This window comes from Streptomyces cathayae, assembly GCF_029760955.1.
Lineage (GTDB): Bacteria > Actinomycetota > Actinomycetes > Streptomycetales > Streptomycetaceae > Streptomyces > Streptomyces cathayae.
Map to the genome: position 1 here is coordinate 1,104,433 of NZ_CP121682.1, position 15,866 is coordinate 1,120,298.

Consider the following 15,866-nt stretch of genomic DNA (forward strand, 5'->3'; position numbering starts at 1 on the left):
TCCTCCTCAGGCGGCGATCGTCGTGTAGAGGGAGTTCTTCTCGGCGCTCTCCTCCACGGCCGCGAGCACGCGTTGCACCTGCAGCCCGTCGGCGAAGGAGGGTTCGGGTGTGCGGCCGTCGGCGACGGCGTGGACCAGGTCGCGGGCCTGGTGCACGAAGGTGTGCTCGTAGCCGAGGCCGTGGCCCGGCGGCCACCAGGCGTCCAGGTAGGGGTGGTCGGGTTCGGTGACGAGGATGCGGCGGAACCCCGCGTACGCGCCGGGCTCGGTGCCGTCGTGGTAGGAGAGCTCGTTGAGCCGTTCCAGGTCGAAGGCCAACGAGCCGCGCTCGCCGTTGAGTTCGATGCGCAGGGCGTTCTTGCGGCCGGTGGCGTACCGGGTGGCCTCGAAGGAGGCGAGGGCGCCGGAGGCGAAGCGGCCGGTGAACAGGGCGGCGTCGTCGACGGTGACCTGGCCGGTTCCGGTGCCGTTGACGGCGGTCGGCCCGCCGGCGGGCGCGGTGGGCAGCGGCCGCCGGCGGACGAACGTCTCGGTGAGCGCGGAGACGCCCGCCAGCGGCTCCCCCGCCAGGTACTGCGCCAGGTCGACGATGTGCGCGCCGAGGTCGCCGAGCGAGCCGGAGCCGGCCTGTTCCCGGCGCAGCCGCCAGGTCAGCGGGAACGCGGGGTCCACCAGCCAGTCCTGGAGGTACGCCACCCGTACGTGCCGCAGGGTGCCGATCCGGCCCTCGGCCACCATCCGCCGGGCCAGCGCGGTCGCGGGCACCCGGCGGTAGTTGAAGCCGACCATCGCCAACCGGCCCCGCCTCTGGGCCTCTTCGGCGGCGCGGACCATCGCCTCGGCCTCGGCCACGGTGTTGGCGAGGGGCTTCTCGCACAGCACGTGCTTGCCCGCGGCGAGGGCGGCCAGCGCGATCTCGGCGTGGCTGTCGCCCGGGGTGCAGATGTCGACGAGGTCGACGTCGTCCCGTTCGACCAGGGCACGCCAGTCGGTCTCGGTGTCCGCCCAGCCGTGGCGGTCGGCCGCCGCACGCACCGCGATGGCGTCCCGGCCGCAGATCACGGCCAGTTCGGGGCTCAGCGGCAGGTCGAAGACGCGGCCCGCGGTGCGCCAGCCCTGGGAGTGGGCGGCGCCCATGAAGGCGTAGCCGACCATGCCGACGCGCAGGGGTGGCTTCCCCGTTTCCGCGCCGTCTGCCCCATCTGACTGCTGCGGCTGTGCCATACGGATGTCCTCCTCGTCGTCGCGGCGGGCGGGGGTGGGCCCCGCCCGGTGGGCTGGTCAGGCCCGTGGGGCGGGGCTCGTCACTTGAAGCCGGTGGACATGTACTGGTCGACGTTCTCCTTGTCGACCACGGCCGAGTAGCAGGTCAGCGAGGTGGGGATCTCGAACTCGGCGAGGCCGCCGATCCCCTTGCCCTGGCCGAGGGCGCGGGCGAGGTCGATCGCGGAGGCGGCCATCGACGGCGGGTACAGCACCGTCGCCTTCAGGACTCCGTCGTCCGCCTTGATGGCCTCGAAGGCGGAGAGCGCGCCCGCCCCGCCGACCATCAGGAAGTCGTCGCGCCCGGCCTGCTCGATGGCGCGCAGCGCGCCCACGCCCTGGTCGTCGTCGTGGTTCCACAGCGCGTCGACCTTCGACTGCGCCTGGAGGAGCTGGGCCATCTTGGCCTGGCCCGACTCGACGGTGAACTCGGCGGCCTGGCGGGCCACCTTCTTGATGTTGGGGTAGTTCTTCAGTGCGTCGTCGAAGCCCTGGGTGCGCTGCTTGGTGAGCTCCAGGTTGTCCAGGCCGGCCAGTTCGATGACCCGGGCGTCCGGGGTGTCCTTGAGCTTCTCGCCGATGTAGTGCCCGGCGTTCAGGCCCATCCCGTAGTTGTCGCCGCCGATCCAGCAGCGGTAGGCCTGCGGGGTGTTGAAGACGCGGTCGAGGTTGACCACGGGGATGCCGGCCCGCATCGCCTTCAGCCCGACCTGGGTGAGCGCCTTGCCGTCGGCGGGCAGCACCACCAGGACGTCGACCTTCTTGTTGATGAGGGTCTCGATCTGGCCGATCTGCTGGGCGGTGTCGTTGGAGCCCTCGGTGGTCTCCATGGTGACGTCGGAGTACTTCTCGGCGCGCTTCTTGGCCTGCTCGTTGATGGCGTTGAGCCAGCCGTGGTCGGCCTGCGGTCCGGCGAAGCCGATGGTGACCGGCTTGCCGGGCTTGTCGTCGGCCACCGGCTGGTCGTTGGCGGTCGGCTTCGCGTCGCTCGGCTCGTTGCTGGTGCAGCCGGTGACGAACACACCGGCGGACACGGCGGCGGCTCCGAAGAGCAGTCCTCTGCGGCTCGTGGAAGGCGTCGGCTCTGGCATGGCGGTGAACCCTTTCGTCAGGTCGTGCTCGCGGTACGGCGCTGGACCAGCACGGCGGCGACGATGATCGCGCCCTTGGCGATCTGCTGGACGTCGCTCTGCAGGTTGTTCAGGGCGAAGATGTTGGTGATCGTGGTGAAGATCAGGACGCCCAGCACGGAGCCGACGATGGTGCCGCGGCCTCCGGTGAGAAGGGTGCCGCCGATGATCGCGGCGGCGATGGCGTCGAGTTCGTAGAGGTTGCCGTTGGTGTTCTGGCCGGAGCCGGCCAGGACGATCAGCAGGAAGGCGGCGATGCCGCAGCACAGCCCGGACAGCAGGTAGAGGTACAGCCGCTGGCGGCGGACGTCGATGCCGGCGAGCCGGGCCGCCTCCGGGTTGCCTCCGACGGCGACGGTGCGGCGCCCGAAGGTGGTCCGGTTGAGCACCAGCCAGCCGATGACGGTGACCGCCGCGAACACCAGGACCAGGGGCGGGATGCCCAGGACGTAGGAGTCGCGTTCACCGAGGTCGAGGACCCCGTCGATGGTGACGACCTGGGTCCGCCCGTCGGTGATCAGCAGGGCCAGACCACGGGCCGAGGCGAGCATGGCCAGCGTCGCGATGAACGGGACCATCCCGCCGTAGGCGATGAGCACCCCGTTGACCAGGCCGCAGCCCAGTCCGACGAGGACGGCGGTGAACAGGATGCCGGTGAAGCCGAACTCCTGGGTGGCCACGGTGGTCGCCCACACCGAGGACAGGGCGACGATCGCGCCGACCGACAGGTCGATGCCGCCGGAGGTGATGACGAAGGTCATGCCGACGGTGACGACACCGATGACGGAGGCCTGGGTGAGCACGAGTTGGAGGTTGCGGGTGTCCAGGAACTCGTCGGGTCTGGTGATGCCGCCGATGAGGACGAGTACGGCGAGCACGCCGAGCAGTGACAGCGTACGGAGGTCGGCGCGGAACAACACGGCGCGCCAGGCGGGTGTTTCGCCGGTGGCGGGCACCTTGTCGGTGCGTTCCCGCGGCGGGGAGACGGGCTGCGTCATGACGCCGGGCTTCCTTCCATGACGAGGTCGAGTACACGGTGTTCGTCGAGTTCCCGGGCGGGCGCCGTGTGGACGACGTCGCCTTCCCGGAGCACCAGGACGCGGTCGGCGAGGCCGAGCACCTCGGGCACCTCGCTGGAGACGAGCAGTACCGCGAGGCCTTCGTCCGCCAGGCGGCGGACGACCGCGTACAGCTCGGCGCGGGCGCCGACGTCGACGCCGCGGGTGGGTTCGTCCAGCAGCAGCACCCGGCAGCCGCGCAGCAGCCAGCGGGCGAGCACGGCCTTCTGCTGGTTGCCGCCGGACAGGGTGCGCACGGGCACGTCCGGGTTGTCCGGCCGGAGCGACAGCTCACGGGTGGCGGCGCGGGCGGCGCTCAGTTCCGCACCCCGGTCGATCCAGCCGGCGCGGGAGAAGCGGGACATGGCGGAGACCGACACGTTGCGGGTGACGGACTCCAGCATGAGCAGGGCCTGCGCCTTGCGTTCCTCGGGGGCGAGCCCGATCCCGGCGCGCACGGCGGCGCGGACGCTGCCCGGCCGCAGCGGGCGTCCGTCGACCAGGACACGGCCGGTGTCCGGTCTGCGGGCCCCGTAGACGGTCTCCAGGATCTCGGAGCGCCCGGAGCCGACCAGACCGGCGAGCCCGACGATCTCCCCGGGGCGCAGCTGGAGGTCGAGAGGGGCGAACTCGCCCTTGCGGGACAGCCCTTCGACGGTCAGCACCGGTTCGCCGGTCGGCGGGGAGTCGGGCCGTTCGGGGAAGACGTACTCGACGTCGCGGCCGGTCATCAGGGAGACCACCTGGCGGGTCGGGGTGGACTTCGCGGGCAGCCCGCCCGCGACGGCCCGGCCGTCCTTCAGCACGGTCACCCGGTCCCCGATGCGCCGGATCTCCTCGAGGCGGTGCGAGATGTAGACGACGGCGACTCCGTCGGCGGTGAGATCGTCGACGATGCGGAAGAGGTTCTCGACCTCGTCCGGGTCGAGCGCCGCCGACGGTTCGTCCATCACGATGAGACGCACGTCGTGCGAGAGTGCCCGCGCCATCGAGACGATCTGCTGCTGCGCCGCCGACAACTCCCCCACCAGCCGGGTCGGTTCGATCTCCGGGTGTCCGAGCCGGGTCAGCAGCCGGCTCGTCGCCTCCCTGGACGTCCTCGGGCGGACCACGAACCCGGCGGTCGTCGGCTCCTGGCCGAGGTGGACGTTCTCGGCGACCGTCATGTGCTCCACCAGGTCGAGTTCCTGGTAGATGGTGGCGATACCCAGGCGCATGGCGGCGATCGGCGAGCGCAGGGTGACCGCTTCTCCACGCCAGCGGATCGTGCCCGTGTCGGGCTGGTGGGCGCCGGCCAGCACCTTGATCAGGGTGGACTTGCCGGCGCCGTTCTGGCCGAGCAGGCAGTGCACCTCGCCGGCCTGGACGTCGAGGTCGACGCCGTCCAGGGCCCGGACTCCGGGGAACGACTTGGTGATGCCGGACATGCTGAGCAGCGGTGGTTCGGGTGCCATGCGGATTCCCCTCGGCGGGCGTGCGGGCCGGTGTCAGGGCGCGGTCGGGCCGACGTTGTCGGAGCAGGGGTGGAGCGGTGGAGCCGTACGTGGTGCCGGTGCGCTGTTCCGTGCGGTGAAACGGTGCGAGCGAGGTGGGCGGTGCCGGCGGCGCGGACTGCGTGAGTGGTGCGAACTACGTGAGCGGTGCGAACGGTGCGGTGGTGCCGTGGGCTGCTTACGCGGGTGAGAACAGGTGGTCGCTGATGAGCCGGGCCGCGCCGATGACTCCGGCGGTGGGGCCCAACTCCCCCAGGACGATGGGCAGGTTGCCGGTCGCCAGGGGCAGCGACTGGCGGTAGACCTGGGTACGGATGGCGGCGAGCAGGGTGTGGCCGAGACCGGTCACCCCGCCGCCGATCACCACCAGGCCGGGGTTGAAGAAACTGACCAGGCCGGCGATGACCTGGCCGGTGCGGTTGCCGCCCTCGCGGATCAGGTCGAGGGCGGTGGCGTCCCCCGCGGCGGCCGCGGCGGCGACGTCGACGGCGCTGAGCGTGCCGTTCGTCTCCAGGCGGCTCGCGAGTTCGGCGGAGAGCCCCTGTTCGGCGGCCTCCATGGCGTCCCGGGCGAGGGCCGCGCCGCTGAAGTGGGCCTCCAGACAGCCCCGGTTGCCGCAGGCGCACGGGCGGCCGTCGGGTACGGCCTGGATGTGCCCGATGTCGCCGGCGCTGCCCGTCGTACCGCGGTAGACCTCACCGCCGACGACGATGCCGCAGCCGATGCCGGTGCCGATCTTGACGCAGAGGAAGTCGCCGACGGTGCGGGCGACGCCCGCGTGCTGCTCCCCCATCGCCATCAGGTTCACGTCGTTGTCGACCATGACCGGACAGCCGAGGTCCTGGCTGAGCGCCTCCCGTACGGGGAAGCCGTCCCAGCCGGGCATGATCGGCGGTGCCACCGGGACACCCTCGGGGAAGCGGACCGGGCCCGGGACGCCGATACCGGCGCCGTCGAACCCCTCGGCGAGTCCGGTGGCCTTCAACTTCGCCGCCATGGCCAGGACTTGTTCGAACACCGCGACCGGTCCGTCACGGACGTCGATGGGCTGGTTGAGATGCCCGAGGATCTCCAGTTCGGCGTTGGTGACCGCGACGTCGACCGAGGTCGCGCCGATGTCCACGCCGAGCAGGCGCAGGTGCGGGTTGAGGCGGATGTTGTGGGAGCGCCGGCCGCCGCGCGAGGCGGCGAGTCCGTCGGCCACGACGAGTTCCGTCTCCAGCAGCCGGTCCACCTCCACGGCCAGCTTCGACCGGGAGAGGTCGACCTGGTCGCCCAGCTGGGCACGGGAGTTGGGGCCACCGTCGCGCAACAGCCGGAGCAGTCGGGCCTGATGTGCGTTCGCGGGTCGTGCGGTCATACGTCTCACGAACCCCTCCCCGCCTCGGTCGGCCTGTGCGCGCCGGATTCCGGCCACGTGTGTGGCGTGCTTTCGGAGGGAACGTAGCAGCGGCTGCCGGGGGTGGGAAGAAGTCGCGCAGGAATTGGCCCCCACTTTTTCCACTCACAGGACAAAGGGGTCCGCGCGGAGCCACGCGGGCCCCTTCCCGCGGTCGGGTTCCCGCGCCCTGGAAGCGTGGTCAGGACCTCACCGCCGCCAGGACGCCGGTGCCGTCAGGACGTCGCCTGCGCGAGGTACGAACGCCGGGTGTGCTCGGTGTGTTCGCGCATGAGCCGCTCGGCCAGCTGCTCGTCGCGGGCGGCGACGGCGGCGATCAGGTCGCGGTGCTCGGCCCAGGACCGGCCTCCGCGCTGCCGGGCGACGGGGGCGTGGTACCAGCGCACCCGGCGGCCGACCTGGGCGGCGAGTTCGGCGAGGACCGCGTTGCCGGCCAGGTCCATGATCTTGGCGTGGAAACGGGCGTTGAGGACGACGGCGGCCTCCACGTCGTCGGAGGCGACGGCCTCCAGGCCCAGCGCCAGGATCTCCTCCAGGGCCTCGATGCCCGCGCTGTCGGCGTTGAGCGCGGCGAGCCTGGCGGCCTCGGCCTCCAGCAGCGTGCGCACGGTGAGGAGTTGGTCGGCCTCCTGCTCCGTGGGTTCGTGCACGAACGCGCCCTGCGCGGGGCGCAGATCGACCCAGCCCTCGGTGTTCAGCCGCTGCAGCGCCTCGCGTACCGGCTGCCGGGAGACCCCGAGGTGACCGGCGAGTTCGCTCTCGACCAGATGCTGGCCGGGCTGGAGGGCGCGCGTGGTGATGAGCTCGAGCAGTGCCTCGTAGACCCGGTCCCGCAGCGGTCCCGGTCGTTCGAGCTTGGGCACCGCCCCCTGGGGCAGTCCGGTCGACAGCATCACGGTCCCCCTCCTCGGCAGCCCGCGCCCGGCCGCACGGCCGGTCGTTCGGCGCCGCCAGTAGTGATTGTCTTTCGTCTACAGTCTACGGCGCCCGTACACCAGGGAGAGGGGGAGTCGATCGCGTCACACCCGTACGAGGGGGATCTTCAGGGGCAGCGGACGACCTGCCCCGCGTAGGACAGGTTCCCGCCGAAGCCGAACAGCAGGACCGGGTCGCCGGACGCCACCGCGCCCCGCTCGACGAGCTTGGCGAAGGCGAGCGGGATGCTCGCGGCCGACGTGTTGCCCGACTCGGTGACGTCGCGGGCGACGACGGCGTTGACGGCGCCGATCTTGAGCGCGAGGGGTTCGATGATCCGCAGGTTGGCCTGGTGCAGCACCACCCCGGCGAGCTCCTCCGGTGTCAGTCCCGCCTTCTCGCAGGCCTGGCGGGCGATGGCCGGCAGTTTCGTGGTCGCCCAGCGGTACACGCTCTGCCCCTCCTGGGCGAACCGGGGCGGCGTCCCCTCGATCCGCACCGCGTTGCCCATCTCCGGCACCGAGCCCCACAGCACGGGCCCGATCCCGGTCTCCTCGGGGGTCTCGGCCGCCTCGACGACCGCGGCGCCCGCCCCGTCGCCGACGAGCACGCAGGTGGAGCGGTCGGTCCAGTCCGCCACCTCGGACATCTTGTCGGCGCCGATGACCAGCGCGCGGCGCGCGGCGCCGGCCCGCACGGCGTGGTCGGCGGTGGCCAGCGCATGGGTGAACCCGGCGCACACCACGTTGACGTCCATCGCGGCGGGCCCGGGGATGCCGAGGCGGGCGGCGACCCGGGCCGCCATGTTGGGCGAGCGGTCGATCGCGGTGGACGTGGCGACCAGCACCAGGTCGATCTCCGCGGGGGTGCGGCCGGCCGCCGCCAGCGCCTTGGCCGCGGCGTGTGCGGCCAGGTCGTCGACGGGCTCCTCGGGGCCCGCGATGTGGCGGGTGCGGATGCCGACCCGGCTCGTGATCCACTCGTCGCTGGTGTCGACCATGCCCGCCAGTTCCTCGTTGGTGAGCACCCGGGCGGGCTGGTAGTGGCCGACGGCGGCGATGCGCGAGCCGATCATGGGTGGGTCCCCCTCGTGTTGCGGTTGCGGGATCCACCAGTCTGGTCAGTGACCGGCGGGTACACCGACAGGTGATGCGACAGGAATCGGGCGCCGGGCTTGTCGGCTTCGGTCAGGCCCGCGGACGCCCGGACACGCGTCCCGATGTGCCCGGACACCGCCCGTCATCCGGTGAACAGTTGTGTCGCCTTCCGTACGAGTTCGTACAGCCCGTAGGCGAGCGGTACCCCCACCCACAGCCAGGCGAAGGTGATCAGCCCGCGGCGGGCGGGGCCGCCCCGCCCGCGTCAGGCGGACTCGTGCTGCTGTCGCCGGTCATCGGCGGCCTCCTTCGTCAGGTCGGGGCGGGGGACGTGGTGGCGGGGATGCACGGGCCGGACGAGTTCGTTGGCGACGAAACCGACCACGAGCAGGCCGATCATGACGAGGAACGACAGCCCGTACAGCGACGAGCCGTGCTTCCCCGCCTCCTCCTGCCGGTCGGCGACCCAGTTCACGATGAGCGGTCCGAGCACGCCGGCCGTGGACCACGCGGTGAGCAGCCGTCCGTGGATGGCGCCGACCTGGTAGGTGCCGAAGAGGTCCTTCAGATACGCCGGGGCCGCGGCGAAACCGCCTCCGTAGAAGGAGAGGATGACCAGCGCGCACAGCACGAACAGCGGCTTGGAGGTGTCGCCGAACATCGCGATCAGGGTGTACATCAGCGCGCCGACGCCCAGGTAGAGGCGGTAGACGTTCTTCCGGCCGATCACGTCGGAGGCGGAGGACCAGCCGATGCGGCCCGCCATGTTCGCCGCCGACAGCAGGGCGACGAAGCCGGCGGCCGCGGTCACCGACACCGGCGCGGAGGTGTCCGCGAAGAAGTCGGTGATCATCGGGGCCGCCTTCTCGAGGATCCCGATGCCGGCGGTGACGTTCGTGCAGAGCGCCAGCCACAGCAGCCAGAACTGCGGGGTGCGCAGGGCGCCGCGGGCCGAGACCTGCGGACCGGTGAGAGCGGCGGCCGCCGGGGCGTGGGCCGTCGGAGCCTGGCCGGTCGGCCGCGGGAGGCGCGGCACCCGCACCAGCACCACGCCGAGCAGCATGAACAGGGCGTATGTCAGCCCGTGCACGAGGAAGGCCAGGGCGATGCCGGTGTGGCCGGTGCCGAAGGACTCGAGCATCTGCGCCGACCACGGCGAGGCGATCAGCGCGCCGCCGCCGAAGCCCATGATGGCGATTCCGGTGGCCATGCCGGGCCGGTCCGGGAACCACTTGATCAGGGTCGACACGGGCGAGATGTAGCCGATGCCGAGGCCGACGCCGCCCACGAAGCCGTAGCCGAGGACGATCAGCCAGTACTGCTCGGTGGCCGCGCCGAGGGCGGAGAGCAGGAAGCCGGAGGAGAAGCAGACGAGGGCGACGGTCATCGCCCAGCGCGGCCCCTTGCGCTCCACGAGGGTGCCGCCGAACGCGGCGGACAGGCCCAGCATGACGATGCCGAGCTGGAACGGCAGCGCGCTCTGGGTGCCGCTGAGGCCGAGGGCGGACTCCAGCGGCGGTTTGAACACGCTCCAGGCGTAGGCCTGGCCGATGGAGAGGTGGACCGAGAGGGCGGCGGGCGGAACGAGCCAGCGGCTCCAGCCCGGGGGTGCGAGGGGAGGGCTCATGGAACCCGGACGGTAGGGAGAGCCCGGGTGGTTGAAAACCCGTCGGGTCGACGGTATGCGGTGAACGGTATGCAGTCTGCGGCGAACGGTCGGACCGCACGGCGGCCGGAACGCGGGCGTGCGCGAACCCTTGCTGAGCCCACCTCCATACTGTAGACAATATTTCGTCGACATTCGTCATACGCCGGATCCGGCCGTCGGCCTCCACCTCCGCGGTACTCCCTCGACCGAACGGAGCGTTCCCAGTGAAAGTGGCAGTTCTCGGCGCCGGGGCCATCGGCGCCTACGTCGGCGCCGCGCTCCATCGCGCGGGCGCCGATGTGCACCTCGTCGCCCGTGGACCGCATCTGGCGGCCATGAGGCAGCACGGCGTGCGGGTGCTCAGCCCGCGCGGCGACTTCACGGCGCGCCCCCACGCGACCGACGACCCGGCCGAGATCGGCCCGGTCGACTACGTCTTCCTCGGCCTCAAGGCCAACGCGTACGCGGCGTGCGGGCCGCTGATCGCCCCCCTGTTGCACGACACCACGGCGGTCGTGGCCGCCCAGAACGGCATTCCCTGGTGGTACTTCCACCGGCACGGCGGCCCCCACGACGGCCACCGCCTGGAAAGCGTGGACCCCGGCGGCTCGGTCAGTGCGGTGCTCGCGCCCCGGCGGGCGGTCGGCTGTGTCGTCTACGCGGCCACCGAGCTCGAAGGGCCCGGCGTCGTACGGCACCTGGAGGGCACCCGGTTCTCGATCGGGGAGCCCGACCGCAGTGTCTCCGCGCGCTGCCTCGCGTTCAGCGGGGCGATGGTGGACGGCGGGCTGAAGTGCCCGGTGGAGCCCGAACTGCGCGGCGACATCTGGATCAAGCTGCTCGGCAACATCTCCTTCAACCCGATCAGCGCCCTCGCCCGCGCGACCATGCGGCAGATGTGCCTGCACGGCGGTACCCGCAGGGTCATCGAGATCATGATGAACGAGACGCTCTCGGTCGCCCGCGCCCTCGGCTGCGAGGTCGGCGTGTCCGTGGAGCGCCGGCTGGCCGGCGCCGAGCGCGTCGGCGACCACCGCACGTCCACGCTCCAGGACCTGGAGCGCGGTAAACCGCTCGAACTCGACGTATTGCTCGCCGCCGTCGTCGAGTTGGCGGACATCACCGGCGTGGAGGTGCCCACCCTGCGCACCGTGCACGCCCTCTCGGACCTGCTCGCGCTGAGGAGCGCCGCATGAAGAGTACCAGGAAACGCGACCGGAGCCCGAAGACCTACACCAGGCTCACCCATCCCCTGGTCCGCGACGCGCGTGACGAGCCGTTCCGGCGGGCCACCTGGGACGAGGCCCTGGAGCGGGCCGCCCGGGGAATCGGCGCCGCGCGCGGCGCGTTCGGGATGTTCTCCTGTGCCCGCGCGACCAACGAGATGAACTACGTGGCGCAGAAGTTCGCCCGGGTCGTCATGGGCACCCACAACGTCGACTCCTGCAACCGCACCTGTCACGCCCCGTCCGTGGCCGGGCTGTCGGCCGCGTTCGGCTCCGGCGGCGGGACCTCGTCGTACGAGGAGATCGAGCACACCGACGTCATCGTGATGTGGGGTTCCAACGCCCGCTTCGCACACCCGATCTTCTTCCAGCACGCACTGAAGGGCATCCACAACGGCGCCCGTATGTACGCGGTCGACCCGCGGCGGACGTCGACCGCCGAGTGGGCGGAGAGCTGGCTCGGGCTGAACGTCGGCACGGACATCCCGATGGCGCACGCGATCGGCCGCGAGATCATCCACGCCGGCCTGGTCAACGAGGCGTTCGTCCGGGGGGCGACGACCGGGTTCGAGGAGTACCGGGAACTCGTCGAACCGTGGACGCTGTCCCTCGCCGAGAAGGTGACGGGCGTACCGGCCGCCGCGATACGGGAGTTGGCGCACGCCTACGCCCGCGCCGAGCGCGCCCAGCTGTGCTGGACCCTGGGCATCACCGAGCACCACAACGGCACCGACAACGTCCGCGCCCTGGTCAACCTCTCCCTGCTCACCGGCCACGTCGGCCGCTACGGCGCCGGTCTGCAGCCGCTGCGCGGCCAGAACAACGTGCAGGGCGGCGGTGACATGGGGGCGATCCCCAACCGGCTGCCCGGCTTCCAGGACTTCCTCGACCCGGCGATCCGGCTGAAGTTCGAGTCCGCCTGGGACACCGTCCTCCCGCCGCGTTACGGGATGACGCTGACGGAGATGTTCGAGGCCATGGACGACGGTTCGCTGCGGGCCGTCTACTGCATCGGGGAGAACCCGGCGCAGTCCGAGGCAGACGCCGAGCAGGCGGTACGGCGGCTGAGCGGGCTGGACTTCCTGGTGGTGCAGGACATCTTCCTGACGAGGACCGCCGAACTCGCGGACGTCGTCCTGCCGGCCACCGCGGGGTGGGCGGAGACCGACGGCACCACCACCAACAGCGAGCGCAGGGTGCAGCGGGTCCGCCGGGCGGTGGTGCCGCCCGGTGAGGCACGCGAGGACATCGACATCATCTGCGATCTCGCCACCCGCCTCGGCCACGACTGGAAGTACGCCGACGCCGAGGCCGTCTGGGACGAACTGCGGTCCGTCTCCCCCGACCACCACGGCATGACCTACGGACGGCTGGAGGAGCACCAGGGCATCCAGTGGCCGTGCCCGAGCACCGACGCGCTCGAACCGCCGTATCTGCACGGCAGGTTGTGGGACCCGGACCCGGAGCGGCGGGGCAGGCCCGCGCCGTTCGGGATCGTGCAGCACGATCCGCCGGTCGACCTCACCGACGAGGAGTACCCGATCCGGCTCACCACGGGACGCCGGCTCGACTCGTACAACACCGGTGTTCAGAGCGGCGGTTACTCCTCGCCCCTGCGGCGCGGAGAGGCCGTCGAGCTGTGCCCGGAGGACGCCGAGCGCTACGGGGTCGCGGTCGGCGAGCAGGTGCGGGTGACGTCCCGGCGCGGGTCGGTGCTGGCGCCGGTGTGGGTGGACACCGCGCTGCGGCCGGGGCTCGCCTTCATGAGCTTCCACTTCCCCGACGAGGTGGACACCAACGTGCTGACCATCGAGGCCAACTGCCCCATCGCCGGAACCGCGGAGTTCAAGGCCTCGGCGATCCGGATCGAGAAGCTCCCGGCTCCGAGCCCCGTGATCCAGTGATCCCGTGATCCAGTGAGGTGACGCAAGTGGACCTGCGCTTCGGTGACGGCAAACCGACGGACGAGGAGCGGGCGGCGGTCGACGCGCTGCTCGGTCCTCCCGAGTCCTCGTGGGAGGGTGCCGACCGCGACGGGATGCGGGCCGGCGATCTGAGGTGGGCCCGTGGCGGGCGGGAGGCCCGGGACCGCCGCGACCAGCTGCTGCCGGGGCTGCACGCGGTCAACGACCGGGTGGGCTGGATCAGCGAGGGCGCCCTGGACTACCTGTGCCGGCGGCTGACGGTGCCGCCGTCGGAGGCGTACGGGGTCGCCACGTTCTACGCGATGTTCTCCGTCAGGCCGCGCCCGGCGACCGTGCTGCACGTGTGCACGGACCTCGCGTGCGCGGCGGCCGGGGCCGGGGCGCTGTGCGCCGGGATCGAGTCGCGGCTCGGGCCCGGCAGCGGGGTGAGCGTCGAGCGCAGCCCCTGCCTGGGCCTGTGCGAGCGCGCCCCGGCGGCCCTGGCGATCAGGGCCGGGGAACCGGTGCGTACGGCGGTGTCGGCGCCGGCGACGGTGGACTCGGCGGTGCTCGCGGCGAGCGCGCCCGACGCCGCCCCCGAGGAGCCGGCCGCGGCGATGGCGGTGCCCCAGGCGGGGGACCCCTCGCTGACGCTGCTGCGCCGGGTCGGCGCGGTCGACCCGGCCTCGCTGGACGACTACCGCGCCCACGGCGGCTACGCGGCCCTGCGCCGGGCCTTCGCACTGGGGCCGGCCGGGGTGATCCGGGAGGTCACCGACTCGGGCCTGCTCGGACGGGGCGGCGCCGCCTTCCCCACCGGCCGCAAGTGGCAGGCCACCGCCTCCCAGCCGGACCGGCCGCACTATCTCGTGTGCAACGCCGACGAGTCCGAGCCCGGGACCTTCAAGGACCGGGTGATCATGGAGGGCGATCCGTACGCGCTGGTGGAGGCGATGACCATCGCCGCCTACGCGACCGGCGCGCACCGGGGGTACCTCTACCTGCGCGGTGAGTACCCGCGGGCGCTCCACCGCATGCGGCACGCCATCGACCGGGCACGGGCGCGCGGCCTGCTGGGCGACGACGTCCTCGGCCAGGGGTACGCCTTCGACATCGAGATCCGGCGCGGCGCGGGCGCGTACATCTGCGGTGAGGAGACCGCGCTGTTCAACTCCATCGAGGGCTACCGGGGCGAGCCCCGCTCCAAGCCCCCCTTCCCGGTGGAGAAGGGCCTGTTCGGCAAGCCGACGGTGGAGAACAACGTCGAGACGCTCGTCAACGTCCTGCCCGTCCTGACGATGGGCGCCCCGGCGTACGCGGCGATCGGCACCGGGCGGTCCACCGGCCCCAAGCTGTTCTGCGTGTCCGGCAGCGTCGGCCGGCCCGGGATCTACGAACTGCCGTTCGGCGCGACGCTGGGCGAGCTGCTGGAGCTGGCCGAGGTGCGCGACGGGCTGCGGGCGGTGCTGCTCGGCGGGGCGGCCGGCGGCTTCGTGCGCGCCGACGAACTGGACATCCCGCTCACCTTCGAGGGCACCCGCCAGGCGGGTGCGACGCTCGGCTCGGGGGTCGTGATGGCCTTCGACGACACCGTGCCGCTGCCCCGGCTGCTGCTGCGCATCGCGCAGTTCTTCCGCGACGAATCCTGCGGGCAGTGCGTGCCGTGCCGGGTCGGGACCGTGCGCCAGGAGGAGGCGCTCACCCGGATGGTGGAACGCACCGGTTCCGGCGCCGCCGGTGACATCGCCCTGCTGCGCGAGGTGGGCAGCGCGATGCGGGACGCCTCGATCTGCGGTCTGGGCCAGACCGCGTGGAACGCCGTGGAATCCGCCATCGACCGTCTGGGGGCCTACGAATGACCGTGACACCGCTGGGGATTCCCCGCCGCCTGCTGGAGTTCACCCTGGACGGCGAGCCGGTCCGGGCGCCCGAGGGGTCGACGATCCTGGACGCCTGCCGGGCGGCGGGGAAGGACATCCCGACGCTGTGCGAGGGCGACACGCTGACACCGAAGAACGCGTGCCGGGTGTGCGTGGTGGAGGTCGAGGGCTCGCGCACGCTGGTCCCGGCCTGCTCGCGCAGGGCCGAGCCGGGCATGGAGGTGCGGACCGGCACCGAGCGGGCCCGGCACAGCCGGAAGGTGGTCCTCGAACTGCTCGCGTCCTCCGTCGACCTGTCGACGACCCCGCGGGCCGCCGAGTGGATCAAGGAGTACGAGGCGAAACCGGACCGCTTCGGCCCGGACGCGGCCCGCGTCGACGAGGAGCCGAGGGTCGACAACGACCTGTACGTGCGCGACTACGGCAAGTGCATCCTCTGCTACAAGTGCGTGGACGCCTGCGGCGACCAGTGGCAGAACTCCTTCGCGATCTCCGTCGCGGGCCGCGGTTTCGACGCGCGGATCGCGGTCGAGCACGACGGTCCGCTGACCGAGTCGGCGTGCGTGTACTGCGGGAACTGCATCGAGGTGTGCCCGACGGGCGCCCTGTCGTTCAAGTCGGAGTTCGACATGCGGGCGGCCGGCACCTGGAACGAGGCGGCGCAGACGCGGACGACGACGGTGTGCGCGTACTGCGGAGTGGGCTGCAACCTCACGCTGCACGTACAGGACAATGAGATCGTGAAGGTCAGCTCACCGCACGACAATCCGGTGACCCACGGCAACCTGTGCATCAAGGGCCGTTTCGGCTATCAGCACGTACAGAACCGGGACTGACACCAGGCACGACCAGG

Annotated in this window: 12 protein-coding genes and 1 pseudogene; 4 read left to right on the forward strand and 9 right to left on the reverse strand. The window is 71.9% G+C overall.

Going from position 1 to position 15,866, the window contains the following annotated elements; genetic code table 11:
* Positions 1–6: 6 nt before the first annotated feature.
* The 9 genes and pseudogenes from PYS65_RS05025 to PYS65_RS05060 all read right to left on the reverse strand — a co-directional run bounded on the left by PYS65_RS05025 (position 7) and on the right by PYS65_RS05060 (position 9,982).
* Positions 7–1,224 (reverse strand): Gfo/Idh/MocA family protein, encoded by a 1,218-nt coding sequence (locus PYS65_RS05025; RefSeq protein WP_279332556.1) that lies wholly within the window; start codon positions 1,222–1,224, stop codon positions 7–9.
* 80 nt (positions 1,225–1,304) lie between these two features.
* Positions 1,305–2,354, reverse strand: coding sequence for a substrate-binding domain-containing protein (locus tag PYS65_RS05030; protein ID WP_279332557.1), 1,050 nt, complete (start codon positions 2,352–2,354; stop codon positions 1,305–1,307).
* A gap of 17 nt (positions 2,355–2,371) precedes the next feature.
* Entirely contained in the window at positions 2,372–3,391 is a 1,020-nt protein-coding gene (locus tag PYS65_RS05035) for an ABC transporter permease (RefSeq protein WP_279332558.1), read from the reverse strand.
* A complete protein-coding gene (locus tag PYS65_RS05040; protein ID WP_279332559.1) occupies positions 3,388–4,905 on the reverse strand; it encodes a sugar ABC transporter ATP-binding protein in 1,518 nt (505 codons plus the stop codon). Before PYS65_RS05040 ends, PYS65_RS05035 begins: the two co-directional genes overlap by 4 nt.
* Before the next feature lie 217 nt (positions 4,906–5,122).
* Positions 5,123–6,304 (reverse strand): ROK family protein, encoded by a 1,182-nt coding sequence (locus PYS65_RS05045; protein WP_279332560.1) that lies wholly within the window; start codon positions 6,302–6,304, stop codon positions 5,123–5,125.
* A gap of 254 nt (positions 6,305–6,558) precedes the next feature.
* On the reverse strand, positions 6,559–7,236 hold the full coding sequence (locus tag PYS65_RS05050; protein ID WP_279337857.1) for a GntR family transcriptional regulator: 678 nt from the start codon (positions 7,234–7,236) through the stop codon (positions 6,559–6,561).
* A gap of 149 nt (positions 7,237–7,385) precedes the next feature.
* Positions 7,386–8,333: a beta-ketoacyl-ACP synthase III gene (locus PYS65_RS05055; RefSeq protein WP_279332561.1), complete on the reverse strand. Its 948-nt coding sequence runs from the start codon at positions 8,331–8,333 to the stop codon at positions 7,386–7,388.
* A gap of 164 nt (positions 8,334–8,497) precedes the next feature.
* A pseudogene (locus PYS65_RS35085) lies at positions 8,498–8,652 on the reverse strand (MFS transporter small subunit).
* Positions 8,621–9,982: an OFA family MFS transporter gene (locus PYS65_RS05060; RefSeq protein WP_279332562.1), complete on the reverse strand. Its 1,362-nt coding sequence runs from the start codon at positions 9,980–9,982 to the stop codon at positions 8,621–8,623. Before PYS65_RS05060 ends, PYS65_RS35085 begins: the two are co-directional and overlap by 32 nt.
* A gap of 245 nt (positions 9,983–10,227) precedes the next feature.
* Here PYS65_RS05060 and PYS65_RS05065 point away from each other — a divergent pair, with 245 nt between their 5' ends.
* From PYS65_RS05065 to PYS65_RS05080, 4 genes are read left to right on the forward strand one after another with little or no spacing between them, the layout of a single operon-like run.
* Positions 10,228–11,199, forward strand: coding sequence for a 2-dehydropantoate 2-reductase (locus PYS65_RS05065; RefSeq protein ID WP_279332563.1), 972 nt, complete (start codon positions 10,228–10,230; stop codon positions 11,197–11,199).
* Positions 11,196–13,133, forward strand: a complete 1,938-nt coding sequence (locus tag PYS65_RS05070; RefSeq protein WP_279332564.1) for a molybdopterin oxidoreductase family protein — start codon at positions 11,196–11,198, stop codon at positions 13,131–13,133. The genes PYS65_RS05065 and PYS65_RS05070 overlap by 4 nt, the downstream gene beginning before the upstream one ends.
* A 26-nt stretch (positions 13,134–13,159) precedes the next feature.
* On the forward strand, positions 13,160–14,992 hold the full coding sequence (locus PYS65_RS05075; RefSeq protein ID WP_279332565.1) for an NAD(P)H-dependent oxidoreductase subunit E: 1,833 nt from the start codon (positions 13,160–13,162) through the stop codon (positions 14,990–14,992).
* Positions 14,989–15,849, forward strand: a complete 861-nt coding sequence (locus PYS65_RS05080) for a 2Fe-2S iron-sulfur cluster-binding protein (protein ID WP_279332566.1) — start codon at positions 14,989–14,991, stop codon at positions 15,847–15,849. Before PYS65_RS05075 ends, PYS65_RS05080 begins: the two co-directional genes overlap by 4 nt.
* Positions 15,850–15,866: the final 17 nt, after the last annotated feature.